Here is an 18,367-nt window from a genome sequence, read left to right on the forward strand (position 1 = left end):
TGCCCCCTGCGCAGGAAGTCGGACAGGCCGACTTCCTGCGCAGGGGCGTGCGGAGGTGGTTGCGTGGCTGTGCCCGGGGCCGTTTCGGACTGCCCCGGGCACGGAGGTGGGATATCAGGCGAGTGCCAGGCTGATCTGGTCGTTGAAGATCACCCAGTGCTGGCCGCGGTCATTGACGTCGCACGGCTTCGTGGAGACGTTGGGGGTGCCCCAGGTGTTGGCGAAGCAGTAGCCCGGGGCGAAGGTGAGGGAGATCTGCTGGCCCGTGACGGTCCAGTACTGCCCCTGGTCATAGGGGTTGCACGGCTTCACCGAGACGTTCGGGGTGCTCCAGGTGTTGGCGAGACAGTAGCCGCGCGCGCTGCTGAGGGAGATCTGCTGGCCCGAGAGGGTCCAGTGCTGGCCGAGGTCGCTGGCGCTGCACGGCTGCGTGGAGATGTTCGGGGTCTGCCAGGCGTTGGCGAGGCAGTAGAGCCCGGGGTTGCGCGGGGCCGGGCCGGCGGCGTCGGAGGCACCCGCCTCACCGACCGGCAGGAAGGAAGCCGTGAGTGCCAGCGCGGCGACCGTGAGCGTCTTGCGGAGTGCGAATGCCATGGGGCGGATTCCGTTCTCGTTGCAGGCCGTGCAATTCGCGCACGACCATGAGGTGCTTTCCCAGCTCGGGCCCGAGCGCATGGCAATTGGTAGCACCGATCGTTGGCGAACCAATGGAGTCGGCGGGCAATTCATCCGTACGGGTGGTCGCGGGGGAGCACGGTGATCCGATGAACATCTCTTGTGGCGGGTGATCCCGCCGCGTGGGACCCCGTCGGGCTGAGCCGCGAGGCGGTCGGGGGTCGTTAGGCTGGCGATCATGTGGCGAGAAGTGGCGCTCGAGGCGTACCCGGCGAGTGGGTTCAGGGAGCCGGCCGGGCCGGCGGAGCTGGAAGAGGCGGCGCGGCGGCTCGGGGAGGAACTGCCCGCCGAGCTGGGGCAGTTGCTGCTGGAGAGCGACGGGATGGTGGGGCGGACCGGGGTGGACACGGTCTGGTCGGTCGAGCAGATCGTCGCCCGGAACCGCTACTTCCGGACGAACGCGACCTTCGCCCAGCTGTACATGCCGTTCGACGCCCTGCTGTTCTTCGGGGACAACGGTGGGGGCGACCAGTTCGCCTTCGTTCGCAGGCCGCAGCGGCCGGACATCTTCGTCTGGGAACACGAGGACGACAGCCGGCGCTGGGTCGCGAACGATCTGCGGGACTACCTGGGGCGTTCGCTCGCGGAGGGCGGGGACGACTGGTACCAGTGACCGGCCTTCCGTGTCCGGTCGGCTGAATCAAATCGTTTCGCCCGGTCGGGTCGCCCGCCGTACGGTCTACGCATGGACGCACGTGCGCGATTGCTCTCGGTCAACGTCGGGAAGCCCCGGCCGAACCCGTGGAAGGACATCGGGCTGACCGGCATCGACAAGCAGCCCGTGGACGGCCCGGTGGCGGTGGCCGCGCCCGGGCCGAAGGGGACGGGCGCGGTCGGTCTGGCCGGGGACCGGGTGTACGACGTGAAGAACCACGGCGGCGACGACCAGGCCGTCTACGCCTACGCCCGCGAGGACCTGGACGCCTGGCAGGTGGAGCTGGGACGGGAGCTGGGCAACGGCTCCTTCGGCGAGAACCTGACCACCGCAGGCCTGGACGTGAACGGCGCCCTGATCGGGGAACGCTGGCGGATCGGCCCGGACGTGGTCCTGGAGGTGTCCTGCGCGCGCATCCCCTGTGGCACCTTCCAGGGCTGGCTGGACCGCTCGGGCTGGATCCGCCGCTTCACCGAGGCGGCCCTGCCCGGCGCCTACCTGCGGGTCGTCACGCCCGGCGAGCTGCGCGCGGGGGACGAGGTGAAGGTGGTGTACCGCCCGGACCACGACGTCACGGTGGCCCGGTCGTTCCGCGCGGTGACGACCGAACCCGAGCTGCTGCCAGGCCTGTTGGCGGCGGAGGCGCTCCCGGAGGAGATCAAGGAACTGGTGCGTCGAAGGACCCGGGCCTAGGGTCGGCGGAGGCGACCGTATGCTGCCCTCTCGCATGAGGGATCTTGGTAGTCAGATCGAATACTGGGACAGCGTCGGCTCGACGAAGACGTTCACCCATCCGGTGAACCACAGCTGGCTGGCGGGGGTGGGCCGGAACGCTCGGGTCCTGGACTACGGGTGCGGATACGGCCGGGTGATGGCCGAGTTGAGCGAGCACGGCTTCTCTGACGTGTCCGGTGTCGCTACGCGGCCCATGCGCAGCAATTCGGCACACCGTACGGGGTGTTCGCCACCGGTGACGGCGCGGTGTGCCGGCATCACGAGCCGGCGGAGCTGCGTGCTCTGCTGTCGGGCTTCGACCTGGTGGAGGAGAGTCGGATCGAGGTCGCCACGATGAACGGCCATCGCTCGCAGGCGCTGCAGTTGCTGGCCCGCAAGCGGTAACGCCCCCTCGCCCGGGGAGGGCGAGGGGGCGCGTCAGACTTGGTTGTTACGGGGTGGCGGTCGCGGACTCGGTGGAGAGGGCGGTGGTGGCGAAGGCGCGGGTTCGCTCTGCGGCCTCGTCCAGCGGGAGGTGCTGGTTCTTCGGCGGGAAGAAGTCGACCTCGCCGACCGCGCTGTAGTTCGCCCAGAAGCAGGTCGTCATCGGGAAGGTGTCGGAGACGTTCTGCTGGCACTTCGTCACCATGGTCTTGGTGGAGTACGTCTTCGGCTCGCCGACGGGCTTGCGGCCGTAGCCCTGGCTCAGATGCATGGTGTGCTCGAAGGACTTGTCGAGCGCGCTCTGGGGGTCGGCGACCTTGGTGAAGAGACTGGTTCGCGCGGTGAAGTGAGGAACCGTCGCGCTGCGCGAACCCTTGCTCAGCGTGATTCGGGGGTTCCCGAAGCACGATGCCGTGCCTTCGACCTTGTCCCCGTCATCCTTGAGAGCGGGAAGGTCGTCAACCCCGTAGACGCCCATGTCCAGGTCGCTTCCGAACTTGAAGCCGCCGTTACCCTCGGAGCAGGTCAGCCCGTCGAGTTGGGGGGCGATGACCTTCGAGTACCGCGTCCCGGTGTCCGGCCCGAGCTTCTCCGCCTTCGGCGCTGCGGCCGGCTTGCCGCCGCCGTCCCCCTGGCTCGACCCGCACCCTGCGACGAGCATGCCCAGAACCAGGGCCGCTGCCGGAATCCCCCACTTGCGCACTTGCGTGCCGCCTTTCGTGTCCCCGTAAACGATCATGATGATCGTACGGGACGCGCCGGGTGGGGTGGTGCGGTGCGGGAAGTCGGGCGGGCCGACTTCCTGTGCCGGGGGGTCAGGCGTCGGCCCTCTGGTGCCGCGCCTGAGCCGAAGCGCCGGACGGGCTCCGGTCGCCGTCGCGTGGTTCGTCGCCTGCCGTCCTGATCTGCTTGCGGTAGGCCCCCGGCGGCGATCCGAAGTGCCGTTTGAACGCTTTGGCGAAGGCGAACTCCGATGTGTACCCGGTGTGTTGTGCGATGGTGCTCAGCGGGGCCGACGATCGGTGCAGCAACCGCGCCGCGGTGGCCATCCGCCAGTTGGTCAGGTAGGCCAGTGGCGGTTCGCCGACCACCGAGGCGAAGCGACGGGCGAACGCCGCGCGGGACAGCCCGGCGCGGGTGCCCAGGGACTCCACGGTCCAGGGATGGCCGGGATCGTCGTGGATCGCCTTCAGGGCCGGGGCGACCACCGGGTCGGTCAGCGCGGCTGCCCAACCCCGGGTCCGCTCCTTCGGCAGTTCGGCGTACCACGACCGGAGGATGTACAGCAGCAGCAGGTCGATGAGCGCCGTGACGACCGCGTCCGAGCCCGGCTGCGGCGCGTGGAACTCGGCGCACAGCTGATCGACCGCCGAGCGCAGCACCGGGTGGCGGCCGGGAACCGCCGGGAGGTGGATGACCTCCGGTAGATCGCCGAACAGCGGATGCGGGCGATCGACGTCGATCGCGTACGCGCCGCACACCAGCACCGTGCGCGGCCCCGGTCCGTCCACGGTGACCTGGCCGATCGGCGAGGACCGGTCCACGCGCTCCGGTACGAAGTCCACCGGATCGCGGTCCGGCACGTCGCACAGGGTGTGTCCGCTGCCGCGCTGCAGGAACACGATGTCGCCGGGCCCGAGCGCGAGCGGTTCGCCGTGCGGCGGCAGCAGGTGGCAGTGCCCTTCCACGACCACGTGGAATCCGGCTCCCGAGATGGGTTGGAACTTCAGCGCCCACGGGGCGTGCGCGTCGGTGCGAGTCACCATCGGGCGTCCCGTGCGCAGGACCTCGAGGGTGTCGCTCAGGATGTCCATGGCGCCACCCTAGCGCCTGCACGGCGAGACGATATGACAGGGAATCGAGACTTTCAGTCATTCACCGTCTCGATGCGGAGCCGTACGTTCTTGCCACGGCGGTTGCCGAACCCCCGGCACCGCATCGACGAAGGAACGGATCCCATGTCTCTGACCGGCAAGAAGATCGTGATCATCGGTGGAACCTCCGGCATCGGCTTCGAGGTAGCCCGACAGGCCGCGGCGGCGGGCGCGGACGTCGTGGTCGCCTCCAGCAACCAGGACCGCGTGGACGCCGCGACGAAGCGGCTGGGCGCGCCGGCCGAAGGCCGCCGACTGGACGTCGCCGACGGCGACGCCATCGGCGCGTTCTTCGAGCAGGTCGGGGAGTTCGACCACCTCGTCTACACCGCGGGCGAATCCCTGCTGATCAAGCCGCTGGTCGACACCACCCCGCAGGAGGCCAGGGCCGTCTTCGAGCGCCGGTTCTGGGGGGCGTTCCTCTCCGCCAAGTACGCCGCACCGCGACTGCGCGACGGCGGCTCGATCACGTTCAGCTCCGGCGTCCTCGCGATCCGCCCCCTGTCCGGAACTGCGCTCACAGCGGGTATCACCGGCGGCATCGAGGCCCTGTCCCGGGCACTCGCCGTCGAGCTCGCCCCGCTGCGCGTCAACGTGATTCAGCCCGGCGTGATCCGCACGGAGCTGTGGGACGGCAGCGTCCCGGATCCGGAGGCCTTCCTTCAGGGCGCCGGGTCCGAGCTCCTCACGAAGCGCGTTGGCACTGCCGAGGAAGCCGCAGCGGCCTACCTCTTCGTCATGGCCAACGCCTACGTCACCGGCACCACGCTCGCGGTAGACGGCGGCGCGGCACTGGTGTGACGCGGGCGCCACAGTGGTGGGTGGTGTGGTTGCGCCCCCTCGCCCGGAGAGGGCGAGGGGGCGCGAGGGCGTTGTCAGGCGTGGTGGTCGAATTCGCCGGCCTTGATGCCCTGGAGGAGGGCGGCGAGGGTGGCGGGGGTGGTGTGGAGGACGGTGTGGCCCTCGTCGGACTCGCGGAGCTGGAGCAGGCCATCGACCCTGCGGACCTCCACGCACTCGTTGTTTGCCGCGCTGTAGCTCGACTTCTGCCACTTGGTGTTACGCATACTTGGATTCCACTTCTTTCTTGATGGATCGGATGAAGTCTCGCGACTCATCCTCGGAAAGTGCAGCGGAGTCCACGCGGTCGAAGATGGCTCGATGCTTGGCCAAGTCTGCTGGGGCATCGAAGAAAAGCGTGCCGGGAGAGGTATCCATCTGGACGGTGTCGAGTTCGGGTACAGGGCCTTCGGCGAGGGTCACGTTCTCACCGGCGCCGGGGAAGGTGTCTACATCGAACGGCACCACCCTGATCGAGATTCCGTTGTCAGCTGAGTCGCCGATCAGGGCGTCAAGCTGGTCGGCGAGCACCTTGGGGCCACCGAACTGCATTCGGAGTGCGGCCTCGTGGATGAAGGCGCGTAGCGGGATCTTGCCGGATCGGACCACTTGCTGCCGCTGCACGCGGAACGCGGTTCGGACATCGATGTCCTTGCGGGGGAGTGGCGGATAGACCCGAGCGAACACGGCAGACGCGTAACTCCCGGTTTGCAGCAGGCCTGGGATGTAAGTGGTGGTGCAGACGGAGAGGGTCTTGGCGTGATGTTCGATCTCGGCTACCTCGAGGAAGTCTGTCGTCAGGACCTCTCGGTACTCCTCCCACCAGCCTCGACCACGCTCCGCGATGATGTCAGCGAGGGCGTCGATCATCGGTCGATTCGCGCAGTTGCACGCAGAGGCGATGGTGCGCAGGCGGTCTGCGCTGATGCCGATCCGTCCTGATTCCATCTGGGTGACCTGAGCAGGGTTCATCCCGACGAGACGACCGAGCTCTGAGCCGCCGTAGCCAGCCTGTTCGCGCATCCTCCGCAGCTCGGTGCCAAACCTGCGTTGGCGGAGTGTCGGGTTGGCGCGTGGCGGCATGGCTTCCTTCCAGGACGTAGTCGCCCCAAGTCTGCCGCGAGGGCTGAGCGTCGGTCTACCGACTACCACGATAGAGGGATGTTCCCGAAGTGGGGGAAATTTATCCACCCCCGTGCGCTATGGTCGACATCACATCGATCCGACGGATCGTCAGTAACGCCTGCTAGCAAGCACCGCAGAGCAGTCATGTCCATCTGCCTGGCCTGGCTCACGGCGACATGTGTTCCGCCGGTTCTTCCCTCACTCACGCCTCGGGAGAACTCCCATGCGTCACCTCAACACGCGCTCGATCACCATCGCCCGTCAATCCCTCCGCGACACCATGACCCGCGTCGGGTGGGAGCCCGACACCATCATCGACGCGCAGCTCGCGCTCGTTGAGCTGCTGGTCAACGCCTGGCAGCATGGTGACACCCCCGTGCCGCTCGTCCAGATCATCTCCGTCGACCGCTCCCTGCGCGTCTCCGTCACGGACGAGAGCCCCCTCGTCCCGAACCCGCAGGCCCCGAACCTCTTCGCCGAGTCCGGGCGCGGTCTCCAACTCGTGGAGGGGCTCACCCACCGGTGGGGCGTCGACCCGCAGACCTGCGGCAAGTCCGTCTGGTTCGAGCTGGACGGTGCCGCGTGACGCGTCACCCCATGAAGCCGACGGACCCCCGGATCCGGCACTTCACCGACGAGCACATCCGCACCCTCCTCGCCGAAGTCCAGGAGCGCGGCAAGAAGTTCGGCCTGATCTGGCCCTCGGCCTGCACCGACAAGACCATCGAGGGCCGCGTCCTCGTCTGCTTCAACACCGCGCCCGCGTCGACGTTGTTGAACCTCCTCACCCTGCTCCTCGATGCCGAGCGCGAGACCAGGTGCGATTCCTGATCGGGACGGCCTTCGCCGTCCTCCTCGCCCTCGCCTTCGCGACCGTCGCCCTGGGTGTCGTCACCGCCCTCCGCGCGACCCCGCCCGACGAGGACGCCTGACCGCCGGCCCCCGCCGCCCGCGCGCCGGGGGCTGCGGCACGATGGACCCCATGCACACCGACCGCTACGCACCGCCGACCACCCTCCCCGGCCTCCTGCAACGCGGCCGAGGCCAGGGCGCGCTGCTGGCCGCCGAGGACCCGGCTTCAGCCGCCGACCTCGTCTACGGCTGCATCCGCTGGGAGTGGCGGTGGGACTCGGTGGTCGACCACCGACACCTCTACCTCGCCCGGCTGATACGGGACTTGGAGCTGCCGCTCAGCCCTGTGATCGAGCTGCTGGCCGCGGACGAGGACACCCGCGACCGGGCCGCCGGTGTCCTGGAGCTGCTGGCCCTCGGTGGCTCGACCGAGGCCCGGGAGGCCCTGCGGGACCACCTGCCGGAGGAGGAGCCCGAAGAATTCCCCGCTTCGGAGCGGCAGCCCGACGAGCCGGATCCGATGGCCGAGCTGCCGAGCAGCGCGCTGCTGGAGTTGCTCGCCGGCCCTGACGCGTCGGAGCACCGCAAGACGAACGCGCTGCGCGTCCTCTACCGACGGGAGCCGGAGCCAGGCCTCGTCCCGCTCGTCCCCTCGCTCGGCACGGCGGACGGCGAGTACCCCCTGCCGCTGCTCCCCGGTGTCATCCGCAAGCTCGGCGCCCTCGCGATGCCGGCCGCCCGTGAGTGGGCCGCCTCCGACACCCGCTGGCTGGCCTGGGAGGGCATGTCCGCGCTGGCCGAGTACGGCGAGGAGCAGGACATCCCGACTCTGATCGCCGAGTTGGAGCGGGACTGGGCCGAGCGCACCTGGTGCGGCCCGCTGTTCCTGGCGCGCGGCCTCGCCCGCTTCGGTACGAAGGCCGCCGACGCGACCTCCCTGTTGCGCCGCTTCTGGCTCTACACCCCGCACTCGTACGAGCGCGCCGACTACCTGCGGGCGCTGGCCGCGCTCGGCTCCGCCGGCATGCCCGAGGCGTACACCGAGTCACTCTGGGACTGCGAGGAGGAGGTCCGCCTGCTCGGCGTCGAGCACGCCCCCGACCGGCCCCACGTCCTGCAGAGGATCGCCTACCTCCGGGACGACCCGATCGAGGAACCGGCGGTCAGGGCCGCCGCCCGGGAGCGGCTGGCGGCCCTGCCTGGCTGACCCGGCCTACAGCCCCGGGATGCGACCGTTCCGGTAGAGGTCCACGAACAGCTGGTGGTCCGCCCGGGCCTGGGCGCCGTACGCGTGGGCGAAGTCGACCAGCATCGCCGTGAAGCCCTTCGCGTCCCGGCTGATCGCCTCGTGGATGGCGTGCTCCGTCGAGAACGGCACCAGGGTGTGCCCGCTGGAGGACTCGTCGGCGGCCGCGTGCATGGTCGCCGTCGCCCGGCCCAGGTACTCGGTCACGGCGAGCAGGTCGGACAGCTCGTTCAGGTCCGTCCAGTCCAGGTCGGTGGCGTACGGCGACACCTCCGCGACCAGCTGCCCGCGCCCGCGCAGCTCCGTGTACCCGAGCCACGGGTCGCTGTGCGACTGCAGCGCCCGCTGGGAGATCACCGTCCGGTGCCCCTCGTGCTCGAAGTAGCCGGCGATCGCGGGATCGGTGACGTGCCGGGCGACCGCCGGCGTCTGCCCCTGCTTCATGTAGATGATCACGTCGTTCTCGAGGGCGTCGGTGTGCCCCTCCAGCAGCAGGTTGTACGAGGGCAGCCCCGCCGAGCCGATGCCGATGCCCCGCCGCCCGACCACGTCCTTGACCTTCAGCGACTCCGGCCGCGTCCGGGAGGCCGACGGCAGGGTGTCCAGGTAGGCCTCGAACGCCGCCAGCACCTCGGCCTTGGTCGGCTCGTCCAGCTCGATCGCGCCCCCGCCGAGGCGGAAGCGGCGGTCGTAGCCCTCGACCACGGTGTCCCCGTCGAGCAGCTCGACCCGGGTCTGCAGCCGTGCCTGCCGCAGCGTCTCCAGCACCGGCCCGCTCGCCGTCTCCAGGGTGTACGGCTCGGGATCGCCGGAAGCGACGTGCGCCGCGATCCGCTCCCGGTACGCCTCGGCGAAGGCCGTGACCAGCTGGGTGATCGTCTCGTCGGACAGCGCCTTGGCGTAGCCGATCAGGGCGAGCGAGGCGGCCAGGCGCTGGACGTCCCAGGTGAACGCCCCGACGTAGGCCTCGTCGAAGTCGTTGACGTTGAAGACCAGCCGCCCCTCGGCGTTCAGGTAGGTGCCGAAGTTCTCCGCGTGCAGGTCGCCGTGGATCCACACCCGGCTGGTGCGCTCGTCCAGGAACGGCGCGCCGAAGCCCTCGTAGCGGTCCGAGGTGAGGTCGGCGTAGTAGAGCGCGGCGGTGCCCCGGTAGAAGGCGAAGGCGGACGCGGCCATCTTGCGGAACTTCACCCGGAAGGCCGCCGGGTCCTGGGCGAGCAGGTCGCCGAAGGCCGTTTCGAAGACACTGAGGACGGTCTCCGCGCGGTCGGGTGCGGCGGGCTGCGGGTGTGACATGGGCAATCCTTCGGGACGCGTCGGGGTGGCCGGGGACAGGTGGCTCTGGAGGCTAGAGTAGGAGGGTGAATGTGTGAGCGATGGTCCGGGCCCCAGGAGGTGTCCGGGCCACATCCATTTCCAGGGCATCCCCTGTGACCTGCACGTTCGCCGGCCCACCAGACCAGCACCAGAGCCTCCGGAGGCCCCGCCTTGAGCGACCAGCCGTTCGCGCATCTGCACGTCCACACCGAGTACTCGATGCTGGACGGTGCCGCCCGGCTGAAGCAGATGTTCAAGGAGGTCGAGCGCCTGGGGCAGACCCACGTGGCGATGACCGACCACGGCAACATGTACGGCGCCGCCGAGTTCCACAAGCAGGCCACCGCCGCAGGCATCACGCCCGTCATCGGCATCGAGGCGTACGTCGCCCCCGAGTCCCGCTCCAACACCAAGCGCATCCTGTGGGGCCAGCCGCACCAGAAGAAGGACGACGTCTCCGCGTCCGGCGCGTACACCCACAAGACCATCTGGGCCCGCAACAAGGAGGGCCTGCACAACCTCTTCAAGCTGACCTCGCGCTCCTACGCCGAGGGCTGGCTGGTGAAGTGGCCCCGGATGGACAAGGAGCTGATCTCCGAGCTGTCCGGCGGCCTGATGGCCACCACCGGCTGCCCCTCCGGCGAGGTGCAGACCCGCCTGCGCCTCGGGCAGTTCGACGAGGCGCTGAAGTCCGCCGCCGACTACCAGGACATCTTCGGCAAGGAGAACTACTTCCTGGAGCTGATGGACCACGGCCTCGACATCGAGAAGCGGGTCCGCGACGGGCTGCTGGAGATCAGCAAGAAGCTGGACATCCCCCCGGTCGTCACCAACGACTCGCACTACACCACCGAGGCCGACGCCGGCGCGCACGACCTCCTCCTCTGCGTCCAGACCGGCAAGAACCTCTCCGACCCGGACCGCTTCCGCTTCGACGGCACCGGCTACTACATCAAGTCCGCCGCCGAGATGTACGCGCTGGACTCCTCGGACGCCTGGCAGGAGGGCTGCCGCAACAGCCAGCTCCTCGTCGCCTCGCGCGTGGACACCGAGGGCATGTTCAAGTTCAAGAACCTCATGCCCCGCTTCCCCATCCCGGAGGGCTTCGAGTCCGAGGCGGACTTCTTCAAGTCCAAGGTCTGGGAGGGCATGGACTGGCGCTTCCCGGACGGGTACGACGAGGAGCACAAGAAGCTCGCCGAGTACGAGATGGACACCATCATCCAGATGGGGTTCCCGGCGTACTTCCTCGTGGTCGCCGACTTCATCATGTGGGCCAAGAGCCAGGGCATCGCGGTGGGCCCTGGCCGTGGTTCGGCGGCCGGCTCGCTGGTCGCGTACGCGATGGGCATCACCGACCTCGACCCGATCCCGCACGGCCTGATCTTCGAGCGCTTCCTCAATCCCGAGCGCATCTCCATGCCCGACGTCGACATCGACTTCGACGAGCGCCGGCGCGGTGACGTGATCCGCTACGTGACGGAGAAGTGGGGATCCGACAAGGTCGCCATGATCGTCACGTACGGCACCATCAAGGCGAAGGCCGCCATCAAGGACTCCTCGCGAGTCCTCGGCTACCCGTACGCGATGGGCGACCGCATCACCAAGGCGATGCCGCCGGACGTCATGGGCAAGGGCATCCCGCTGTCCGGCATCACGGACAGCAGCCACCCGCGTTACGGCGAGGCAGGCGAGATCCGCGGGCTGTACGAGACCGACCCGGACGTCAAGAAGGTCATCGACACCGCGCGCGGCATCGAGGGCCTGATCCGCCAGCCCGGCGTGCACGCCGCCGGCGTCATCATGTCCGCCGAGCCGCTGACCGACCACATCCCGGTCTGGACCCGGCACACCGACGGCGTCACCATCACGCAGTTCGACTACCCCACTTGTGAGGGCCTCGGCCTCCTCAAGATGGACTTCCTCGGCCTGCGCAATCTGACGATCATGGACGACGCCGTCAAGGCGATCGAGAAGAACAAGGGCATCAAGATCAACCTGCTTGATCTGCCCCTGGACGACAAGCCCACGTACGAGCTGCTGGCGCGCGGCGACACGCTCGGCGTCTTCCAGCTCGACGGCGGGCCCATGCGCTCGCTGCTGCGCCTGATGAAGCCCGACAACTTCGAAGACATTTCGGCTGTTCTGGCGCTGTACCGGCCGGGCCCGATGGGCGTCAACTCGCACACCAACTACGCGCTGCGCAAGAACGGGCAGCAGGAGATCACCCCGATCCACCCGGAGCTGGAGAAGCCCCTGGAGGAGGTGCTCCGGCCGACGTACGGCCTGATCGTCTACCAGGAGCAGGTGCAGAAGGCCGCGCAGATCCTCGCCGGGTACTCGCTCGGCCAGGCAGACCTGCTGCGCCGGGCGATGGGCAAGAAGAAGAAGGAGATCCTGGAAGCGGAGTTCGTCCCCTTCCAGAAGGGCTGCCGCGAGCGCGGCTACTCCGACGCGGCCATCCAGGCCGTGTGGGACGTCCTCGTCCCCTTCTCCGGCTACGCGTTCAACAAAGCGCACACCGCCGGGTACGGGCTGGTCTCGTACTGGACGGCCTACCTCAAGGCCAACTACCCGGCCGAGTACATGTCCGGCCTGCTCACGTCCGTCAAGGACGACAAGGACAAGTCCGCGGTCTACCTCAACGAGTGCCGCAAGATGGGCATCAACGTCCTCCCGCCGGACGTCAACGAGTCGGACTCGGACTTCACCCCGCACGGTGACGACACCGTCCGCTTCGGGCTCACCGCCATCCGCAACGTCGGCGGGCCGGTCGTCGACTCGATGATCCGGACGAGGAAGACCAAGGGGAAGTTCTCCTCCTTCCCCGACTTCCTGGACAAGGTGGAATCGGTGGTCTGCAACAAGCGGACCGTCGAATCACTGATCAAGGCCGGCGCCTTCGACTCGCTCGGGCACACCCGCAAGGGCCTCAGCGCGCAGTTCGAGCCGATGATCGACAACGTCGTCGGCGTGAAGCGGAAGGAAGCCGAGGGGCAGTTCGACCTCTTCGGCGGCGACGCCACGGCGGACGAGCCGAGCTTCGGGCTCGACGTCGTCTTCTCCGAGGAGGAGTGGGAGAAGTCCTTCCTGCTCACCCAGGAGCGGGAGATGCTCGGCCTGTACGTCTCCTCGCACCCGCTGCACGGCATCGAGCACGTCCTCGCCGACAAGGCGGACTGCGCGGTCGCCGACCTCGCGGAACGGCCGGACGGGACGATCGTCACCATCGGCGGCATCATCTCGGGCCTCCAGCGGAAGATGACCAAGCAGGGCAACGCGTGGGCCATCGCGACCGTCGAGGACCTGGCGGGCTCGATCGACTGCATGTTCTTCCCGGCGAGCTACCAGCTGGTCTCCTCCCAACTCGTCGAGGACGCCGTGGTGTTCGTGCGCGGCAAGCTCGACAAGCGGGAGGACGTGCCGCGGCTGATGGGGATGGAGCTGTCCGTCCCCGACCTGTCGAACGCGCACGCCGAGGCGCCGATCACCATCAACATCCCGAGCGGGAAGGTCACGCCGCCGCTGGTCGCGCGGCTGGGCGAGGTGCTCGGGAGCCACAAGGGCACGACCGAGGTGCGGGTGCGGCTGGAGAGCCGCAACAAGACGACCGTGCTGCGGTTGGACCGGCACCGAGTGAAGTCGGATCCGGCGCTGTTCGGGGACCTGAAGCAGTTGCTCGGGCCCAGTTGTCTGGCGGTTTGACGCAGGACGCAGCCGGTCTTTGAGGCCGGGTGCGGGTGGATGGTCTTCCGCTTCGCGCAGTTCCCCGCGCCCCTACGGGCGCGGGGAACTTTTGGTTGGGGGCGAAAGAGACGGAGGGGAGGGGAGAGGGGCTAAGGGGCGCGGGGAACTTCTGCTTGGGGGGAAGAGGCACAAGGCGTGCGGGGGCGGCGTCAGGAGCCGGTGCCGAGGCCGGGGGGGACGGCGGTGTGGAGGGCTGAGACGAAGGCGGAGATGGCCGGGTGGGAGCCGGCGCCCGCCCGGAAGGCGGCGCGGGTGCGGCGGTACATGGGGAGGCGGGTGAGGACGACGCCGGATGGGGGTTGGGCGGTGCCGAGGTGGGGGACGAGGGCGACGCCCTGGCCGGCGGCGACCAGGGCGAGGACGGTGGTGAAGTCGTCGATCTGGTGGCGGATCCGGGGGGCGAAGCCGGCGGATTCGCAGGCGCGGACGGCCATGGTGTGGCAGAGGGTGCCGGGCGGGGACATGATCCACGGGGCGGCGCGCTGTTCGGCGACGGTGCCCGGGGTGCGGGCGGCCAGGTACATGGGCTCGGTGAAGACCGGGCGGGTCGCCGCGAGGCCGGGTTCGGGGTCGGTCGGGACGAGGTCGTACTCGTGCACCAGGGCCACGTCCAGTTCCCCCGCGCGCAGGGCCGCGCCGACCGCCGCCGGGTCGACCTCGGTGACCATCGGCTCCAGCCCGGGGTGCCAGGCGGCCAGTTCGGCGAGCACCGCCGGGATGATCGCGCGGGCCGCCGAGGGGTAGGTGCCGATCCGCAGCGGACCGGCCAACCCGCGCTTGGCATGGGCGAGTTCGGCGCCCGCCTGCTCCAGCAGGGCGAGCACCGATTCGGCGTGCCGGACCAGGTTGCGCCCGGCCGGGGTGAGGGTGACCCGGCGCCCGGTGCGCTCCAGCAGCGGGACGCCGGCCTCCTTCTCCAGGACGGACAGCTGCTGGGACACCGCCGAAGGGCTGAAGGACAGCGCCTCGGCGACGGCCGCGATGGTGCCGAGGTGGGCGAGTTCGCGCAGCAGGCGCAGGCGTCGGACGTCGAGCATCGGCTCAGCTTACGAGAAGCGTCGGAAATGTGAACTGGACCTGCTGTGGTGGGCGACCGCAGGATCGTGGGCATGGAACTCAAGAGCCTGGACCTCGAGGGCATCTACGTCCCCCTCATCACCCCCTTCGCCGCCGACGGCTCGGTCGCTCTGGACGCGCTGGAGAAGCTCGCGTACGAGGTGCTCGACGCCGGGGCGGCCGGGCTGGTCGCGCTCGGCACCACCGGCGAGCCGGCCGCGCTGACCGCCGAGGAGCGGGACGCCGTGGTGGACGTCGCCGCGAGCGCCTGCGCCGCACGCGGGGCGCAGCTGATCGTCGGCGCCTTCGGCGGGGACACCCGGGCGACCGCCGAGTCGCTGGCCGCGCTGGGCGCGCGGGTGCCGCAGGCGGCGGCCGCGCTGGTGACCGTCCCGTCGTTCGTACGGCCCGGCGAGGCGGGGACGGTCGCGCACTTCCGGGCGCTGGCCGCGAGCAGCCCGCTGCCGCTGGTCGTCTACGACATCCCGTACCGCACCGGGCAGCAGCTCTCCACCGCCGCGCTGCGCGAACTCGCCGCGATCGAGGGCGTGGTGGGCGTCAAGTACGCGACCGGCGGGCTGGACCAGACGGCCGCCGAGCTGCTCGCGACCGCCCCCGAGGGGTTCGCGTTCCTCACCGGGGAGGACGCCTTCCTGGCGCCGATGCTGGCGCTCGGCGCGGCCGGCGGCATCCTGGCCTCCGCCCACCTGGCGACCGGCCGGTTCGTGGAGCTGGCGCAGGCCTGGCAGGCCGGGGACGTCGCGCGGGCGCGGGCGCTCGGGCACCGGCTGACCGGCCTGGCGCTGGCCGCGTTCACGGCACCGAACCCGGCGGTCACCAAGGGCGTGCTGCACGCCCAGGGGCGGATCCCGACGCCGGATGTCCGGCTGCCGCTGCTGCCGGCGGGAGGGGCGGAGGTCCGCGCGGCACTGGACCTGGTGAATGGTCTGGACCACTAGCGTCGGTCCGAGGAGCCTCTCACACCCTGGAATACCCGGCCGCCCAGCCCGCGTGACAAGGCATGATGGGCAGAGTGCGGCTGTGAACAGCACCATTCAGAGGAGTAGTCGTCATGAAGATCGGCATTGTCGGTGCCACCGGACAGGTCGGCGGCGTGGTCCGCGAGATCCTGGCCGAGCGTAACTTCCCGGTCGAGCAGCTGCGGCTGTTCGCCTCGGCCCGCTCGGCGGGGCGCACCCTGCCGTGGCAGGGCACCGAGGTCACCGTCGAGGACGCGGCCACGGCCGACTACACGGGCCTCGACATCGTGATCTTCTCGGCCGGTGGCACCACCTCCAAGGCCCTCGCCCCCAAGGTCGCCGCGGCCGGTGCCGTCGTCATCGACAACTCCTCCGCCTGGCGCCGCGACCCCGAGGTCCCGCTGGTCGTCTCCGAGGTCAACCCCGAGGCCATCGCGGACCGCCCCAAGGGCATCATCGCCAACCCGAACTGCACCACCATGGCCGCCATGCCCGTGCTGCGCCCGCTGCACGAGGAGGCCGGCCTCGCCGCGCTGGTCGTCTCCACCTACCAGGCCGTCTCCGGCAGCGGCGTCGCCGGCGTCGCCGAGCTGCAGGACCAGGCCGCCAAGGTCATCGACGGCGCCTCCGGGCTCGCCCACGACGGCTCCGCGGTCGAGTTCCCCGAGCCCAGGGTCTACAAGCGCCCGATCGCCTTCAACGTGCTGCCGCTGGCCGGCTCCATCGTCGAGGACGGCTCCAACGAGACCGACGAGGAGCAGAAGCTCCGCCACGAGAGCCGCAAGATCCTCGGCATCCCCGCCCTGAAGGTCGCCGGCACCTGCGTGCGCGTCCCGGTCTTCTCCGGCCACTCGCTGCAGATCAACGCCCGCTTCGAGCGCCCGATCAGCCCCGAGCGCGCCGTCGAGCTGCTCGCCGGCGCCCCCGGTGTCGAGCTGTCCGAGATCCCCACCCCGCTGCAGGCCGCGGGCAAGGACCCGAGCTACGTCGGCCGCATCCGGGCGGACGAGACCGTCGAGAACGGCCTGTCGCTGTTCGTCTCCAACGACAACCTGCGCAAGGGCGCCGCGCTCAACGCCGTCCAGCTGGCCGAGCTGGTCGCCGCCGAGCTCAAGGGCTGACGCCCGGATTTCAAGGGATGAGCCCACGGGCTCACAGGTCGAAACGCCGTCGCGTGACCTCGGGCGGGCTCCGTCGTTGAACGGGGCCCGCCTTCGCGTTCTTTGCGTTCCGTTGGGGCGGCTGTTGCGGTACCGGGACATCCGGCAAGGTTCGGCAGGCGAACCCCGGGTAGAAGGTGACCCAACGATCGGGCGGCGACGGGGGCCCCTCACCTCGGTACGCCCGGACGGTGGGCGGACCGCCCACCCCCGATGCGATCGACCCGACTGATCCCGAGGGCGAGCGAAAAGAGGTGCGCGATGGACCGCTGTGTCGTCCTGGTGGACGCCGGATATCTGCTGGGCGCCGCCGCCAGCCTGCTCGCGGGGGATCCCTCCCGGTCCAAGGTCACCGTGAACCACACGGCCCTGATCACCGCGCTGCGTGAGCGCGCCGAAGCCGAGACCGGGCTGCCGCTGCTGCGCATCTACTGGTTCGACGCCGCGCCCGACCGGCGTCCGATGCCCGAGCACCGGCGGCTGCGCGTCCTGCCGAGGGTCACCGTACGGCTCGGGGCGCTCACCCGGGCCGAGGGACGCTGGGTGCAGAAGGGCGTCGACGCCGCGATGCACGCCGAACTCTCCGAACTCGCCCGCAACCGGGCCTGCGCCGACGTCGTACTGATCACCGGGGACGGTGACCTGCTGCCCGGCATGATGACCGCCAAGGAGCACGGCGTCGCCGTCCACCTGTGGGCACTGCAGGCCGCCGACGGGGACTTCAACCAGTCCGAGGACCTGGTCGGGGAGGCCGACGAGCGGCGGGTGCTGGACCGGGAGTGGATCGAGGGCTCGTTCTCGCTGCGGGACAGCTCCAGCCTCTTCCCGGCGCCCGGGGCCCGGCAGGAGATCGCCAAGATCCTCGCCGCCCCGCCGGCCGCGCTGCCCACTGTGGTCCCGGGTGTGGTCCCCGCCGCGCTGCCGACCGTGGTCCCGGCGGCGGCCCGTCCCGCCGCGGCGGCCCAGGGGAGCCCCGCCCCCGCCGCCAACGGGCGGCCGCAGCCCGCCGCGGCCGCGCTCAAGGTCGTCCCGACACCGAAGGACCTGGCCGGGCGGGCCTCCTCCGTCACCCCGATCACCCCGGTGGCGAACGGGCACGGGGCGGTCGGACACGCCGCCGGTGCGAACGGGCACGCCGCGAACGGGCACGGCGGTGCCGCCCAGGCCGGGCCGGTGCTGCGGTGGTCCTCCGACCGCGGCTGGGTCGACCGCCCCGCCCCCGAGCCCGCCGTCACCGCCGGCGACAGCCTCCCCACCCTCGCCCAGCTCACCACCGCCGAACAGCGCTGGGCCGACCGCGAGGAGGACATCACCTCCATCGGCGGCGACGCCCACGAGGTCGGCCAGGTCTTCGCCCGCCGCTGGACCGAGCGGATCGGCGACTCCGAACGGCTCACCGTGCTGTGGCCCGACTACCCGCGCATCCCGCACCGCGTCGACGGCGAGCTGCTCCGCTACGCCGCCCGCTTCGGGCTGCTCGCGCACAAGGACGACCAGATCGACGAGCACGACCGCTACGCCATCCGGGCCGGGTTCTGGAAGGAGCTGGCCGCACGGGTGCCGGGCGGGTCCATGGTCGTCGACGACTGAGCCGGGTGACGCGGTGGGGGCGGTCCAGGCGCGTCCGATCGGCGTCCGCGCTTTCCGGCGATCAGGCCCCCTTGTCCGGTTCGCCCGTATGA

Annotated in this window: 18 protein-coding genes; 11 read left to right on the plus strand and 7 right to left on the minus strand. The window is 70.1% G+C overall.

Going from position 1 to position 18,367, the window contains the following annotated elements; all coding sequences use genetic code 11:
• Window positions 1–114: 114 nt before the first annotated feature.
• Complete coding sequence (locus ACZ3TI_RS37030) at window positions 115–594, minus strand: ricin-type beta-trefoil lectin domain protein (protein ID WP_465734297.1); 480 nt, start codon at window positions 592–594, stop codon at window positions 115–117.
• A 259-nt stretch (window positions 595–853) separates the two neighbouring features.
• On the opposite strand from ACZ3TI_RS37030, the gene ACZ3TI_RS37035 reads away from it, so the two are divergent.
• The 3 genes from ACZ3TI_RS37035 to ACZ3TI_RS37045 all read left to right on the plus strand — a co-directional run bounded on the left by ACZ3TI_RS37035 (window position 854) and on the right by ACZ3TI_RS37045 (window position 2,449).
• The gene (locus tag ACZ3TI_RS37035; protein WP_465734299.1) at window positions 854–1,288 is read left to right on the plus strand and encodes an SMI1/KNR4 family protein; all 435 of its coding nucleotides are present in this window, start codon (window positions 854–856) and stop codon (window positions 1,286–1,288) included.
• 72 nt (window positions 1,289–1,360) lie between these two features.
• On the plus strand, window positions 1,361–2,023 hold the full coding sequence (locus tag ACZ3TI_RS37040; RefSeq protein WP_465734301.1) for an MOSC domain-containing protein: 663 nt from the start codon (window positions 1,361–1,363) through the stop codon (window positions 2,021–2,023).
• Between the two features lie 264 nt (window positions 2,024–2,287).
• Complete coding sequence (locus ACZ3TI_RS37045) at window positions 2,288–2,449, plus strand: hypothetical protein (protein ID WP_465734303.1); 162 nt, start codon at window positions 2,288–2,290, stop codon at window positions 2,447–2,449.
• A gap of 46 nt (window positions 2,450–2,495) precedes the next feature.
• Here ACZ3TI_RS37045 and ACZ3TI_RS37050 read toward each other — a convergent pair whose 3' ends face one another.
• Window positions 2,496–3,149, minus strand: a complete 654-nt coding sequence (locus ACZ3TI_RS37050) for a hypothetical protein (RefSeq protein ID WP_465734305.1) — start codon at window positions 3,147–3,149, stop codon at window positions 2,496–2,498.
• A gap of 154 nt (window positions 3,150–3,303) precedes the next feature.
• Window positions 3,304–4,302, minus strand: a complete 999-nt coding sequence (locus ACZ3TI_RS37055) for an AraC family transcriptional regulator (protein ID WP_465734307.1) — start codon at window positions 4,300–4,302, stop codon at window positions 3,304–3,306.
• A gap of 144 nt (window positions 4,303–4,446) precedes the next feature.
• Between ACZ3TI_RS37055 and ACZ3TI_RS37060 the strand changes: the two genes are divergently transcribed.
• On the plus strand, window positions 4,447–5,163 hold the full coding sequence (locus tag ACZ3TI_RS37060; protein WP_465734309.1) for an SDR family oxidoreductase: 717 nt from the start codon (window positions 4,447–4,449) through the stop codon (window positions 5,161–5,163).
• Between the two features lie 74 nt (window positions 5,164–5,237).
• Here ACZ3TI_RS37060 and ACZ3TI_RS37065 read toward each other — a convergent pair whose 3' ends face one another.
• Together ACZ3TI_RS37065 and ACZ3TI_RS37070 are read right to left on the minus strand one after the other, a co-directional pair.
• A complete protein-coding gene (locus ACZ3TI_RS37065) occupies window positions 5,238–5,429 on the minus strand; it encodes a DUF397 domain-containing protein (RefSeq protein ID WP_465734311.1) in 192 nt (63 codons plus the stop codon).
• Window positions 5,422–6,285: a helix-turn-helix domain-containing protein gene (locus tag ACZ3TI_RS37070; RefSeq protein WP_465734313.1), complete on the minus strand. Its 864-nt coding sequence runs from the start codon at window positions 6,283–6,285 to the stop codon at window positions 5,422–5,424. Before ACZ3TI_RS37070 ends, ACZ3TI_RS37065 begins: the two co-directional genes overlap by 8 nt.
• A 265-nt stretch (window positions 6,286–6,550) precedes the next feature.
• Here ACZ3TI_RS37070 and ACZ3TI_RS37075 point away from each other — a divergent pair, with 265 nt between their 5' ends.
• From ACZ3TI_RS37075 to ACZ3TI_RS37085, 3 genes are all read left to right on the plus strand, one after another.
• The gene (locus tag ACZ3TI_RS37075; protein WP_465734315.1) at window positions 6,551–6,913 is read left to right on the plus strand and encodes an ATP-binding protein; all 363 of its coding nucleotides are present in this window, start codon (window positions 6,551–6,553) and stop codon (window positions 6,911–6,913) included.
• Between the two features lie 11 nt (window positions 6,914–6,924).
• Window positions 6,925–7,158 (plus strand): hypothetical protein, encoded by a 234-nt coding sequence (locus tag ACZ3TI_RS37080; protein WP_465734317.1) that lies wholly within the window; start codon window positions 6,925–6,927, stop codon window positions 7,156–7,158.
• Between the two features lie 151 nt (window positions 7,159–7,309).
• On the plus strand, window positions 7,310–8,386 hold the full coding sequence (locus ACZ3TI_RS37085) for a hypothetical protein (protein ID WP_465734319.1): 1,077 nt from the start codon (window positions 7,310–7,312) through the stop codon (window positions 8,384–8,386).
• Window positions 8,387–8,392: 6 nt separating this feature from the next.
• Here the strand turns inward: ACZ3TI_RS37085 and ACZ3TI_RS37090 are convergent, their stop codons facing one another.
• A complete protein-coding gene (locus ACZ3TI_RS37090; protein WP_465734321.1) occupies window positions 8,393–9,721 on the minus strand; it encodes a DUF2252 domain-containing protein in 1,329 nt (442 codons plus the stop codon).
• 192 nt (window positions 9,722–9,913) lie between these two features.
• On the opposite strand from ACZ3TI_RS37090, the gene dnaE reads away from it, so the two are divergent.
• Complete coding sequence (dnaE, locus tag ACZ3TI_RS37095) at window positions 9,914–13,447, plus strand: DNA polymerase III subunit alpha (RefSeq protein WP_465734323.1); 3,534 nt, start codon at window positions 9,914–9,916, stop codon at window positions 13,445–13,447.
• A gap of 191 nt (window positions 13,448–13,638) precedes the next feature.
• Here the strand turns inward: dnaE and ACZ3TI_RS37100 are convergent, their stop codons facing one another.
• Window positions 13,639–14,526: a LysR family transcriptional regulator gene (locus tag ACZ3TI_RS37100; RefSeq protein WP_465734325.1), complete on the minus strand. Its 888-nt coding sequence runs from the start codon at window positions 14,524–14,526 to the stop codon at window positions 13,639–13,641.
• A 72-nt stretch (window positions 14,527–14,598) separates the two neighbouring features.
• On the opposite strand from ACZ3TI_RS37100, the gene ACZ3TI_RS37105 reads away from it, so the two are divergent.
• The 3 genes from ACZ3TI_RS37105 to ACZ3TI_RS37115 all read left to right on the plus strand — a co-directional run bounded on the left by ACZ3TI_RS37105 (window position 14,599) and on the right by ACZ3TI_RS37115 (window position 18,275).
• Window positions 14,599–15,504 carry a dihydrodipicolinate synthase family protein gene (locus ACZ3TI_RS37105; RefSeq protein WP_465734327.1) on the plus strand — a complete coding sequence of 302 codons (906 nt, stop codon included), beginning with the start codon at window positions 14,599–14,601 and terminating at the stop codon, window positions 15,502–15,504.
• Window positions 15,505–15,617: 113 nt separating this feature from the next.
• Window positions 15,618–16,646: an aspartate-semialdehyde dehydrogenase gene (locus tag ACZ3TI_RS37110; RefSeq protein WP_465734329.1), complete on the plus strand. Its 1,029-nt coding sequence runs from the start codon at window positions 15,618–15,620 to the stop codon at window positions 16,644–16,646.
• Window positions 16,647–16,946: 300 nt separating this feature from the next.
• Window positions 16,947–18,275: an NYN domain-containing protein gene (locus ACZ3TI_RS37115; RefSeq protein ID WP_465734331.1), complete on the plus strand. Its 1,329-nt coding sequence runs from the start codon at window positions 16,947–16,949 to the stop codon at window positions 18,273–18,275.
• Window positions 18,276–18,367: the final 92 nt, after the last annotated feature.

Source organism: Kitasatospora sp. NPDC023120, from assembly GCF_055560835.1.

What these genes read in the sequence shown, in the direction of transcription:
- ACZ3TI_RS37030 (WP_465734297.1), bottom strand. Translation starts at nt 594, where the DNA reads ATGGCATTCGCACTCCGCAAGACGCTCACGGTCGCCGCGCTGGCACTC.
- ACZ3TI_RS37035 (WP_465734299.1), top strand. Translation starts at nt 854, where the DNA reads ATGTGGCGAGAAGTGGCGCTCGAGGCGTACCCGGCGAGTGGGTTCAGG.
- ACZ3TI_RS37040 (WP_465734301.1), top strand. Translation starts at nt 1,361, where the DNA reads ATGGACGCACGTGCGCGATTGCTCTCGGTCAACGTCGGGAAGCCCCGG.
- ACZ3TI_RS37050 (WP_465734305.1), bottom strand. Translation starts at nt 3,149, where the DNA reads ATGCTCGTCGCAGGGTGCGGGTCGAGCCAGGGGGACGGCGGCGGCAAG.
- ACZ3TI_RS37055 (WP_465734307.1), bottom strand. Translation starts at nt 4,302, where the DNA reads ATGGACATCCTGAGCGACACCCTCGAGGTCCTGCGCACGGGACGCCCG.
- ACZ3TI_RS37060 (WP_465734309.1), top strand. Translation starts at nt 4,447, where the DNA reads ATGTCTCTGACCGGCAAGAAGATCGTGATCATCGGTGGAACCTCCGGC.
- ACZ3TI_RS37065 (WP_465734311.1), bottom strand. Translation starts at nt 5,429, where the DNA reads ATGCGTAACACCAAGTGGCAGAAGTCGAGCTACAGCGCGGCAAACAAC.
- ACZ3TI_RS37070 (WP_465734313.1), bottom strand. Translation starts at nt 6,285, where the DNA reads ATGCCGCCACGCGCCAACCCGACACTCCGCCAACGCAGGTTTGGCACC.
- ACZ3TI_RS37075 (WP_465734315.1), top strand. Translation starts at nt 6,551, where the DNA reads ATGCGTCACCTCAACACGCGCTCGATCACCATCGCCCGTCAATCCCTC.
- ACZ3TI_RS37080 (WP_465734317.1), top strand. Translation starts at nt 6,925, where the DNA reads ATGAAGCCGACGGACCCCCGGATCCGGCACTTCACCGACGAGCACATC.
- ACZ3TI_RS37085 (WP_465734319.1), top strand. Translation starts at nt 7,310, where the DNA reads ATGCACACCGACCGCTACGCACCGCCGACCACCCTCCCCGGCCTCCTG.
- ACZ3TI_RS37090 (WP_465734321.1), bottom strand. Translation starts at nt 9,721, where the DNA reads ATGTCACACCCGCAGCCCGCCGCACCCGACCGCGCGGAGACCGTCCTC.
- ACZ3TI_RS37100 (WP_465734325.1), bottom strand. Translation starts at nt 14,526, where the DNA reads ATGCTCGACGTCCGACGCCTGCGCCTGCTGCGCGAACTCGCCCACCTC.
- ACZ3TI_RS37105 (WP_465734327.1), top strand. Translation starts at nt 14,599, where the DNA reads ATGGAACTCAAGAGCCTGGACCTCGAGGGCATCTACGTCCCCCTCATC.
- ACZ3TI_RS37110 (WP_465734329.1), top strand. Translation starts at nt 15,618, where the DNA reads ATGAAGATCGGCATTGTCGGTGCCACCGGACAGGTCGGCGGCGTGGTC.
- ACZ3TI_RS37115 (WP_465734331.1), top strand. Translation starts at nt 16,947, where the DNA reads ATGGACCGCTGTGTCGTCCTGGTGGACGCCGGATATCTGCTGGGCGCC.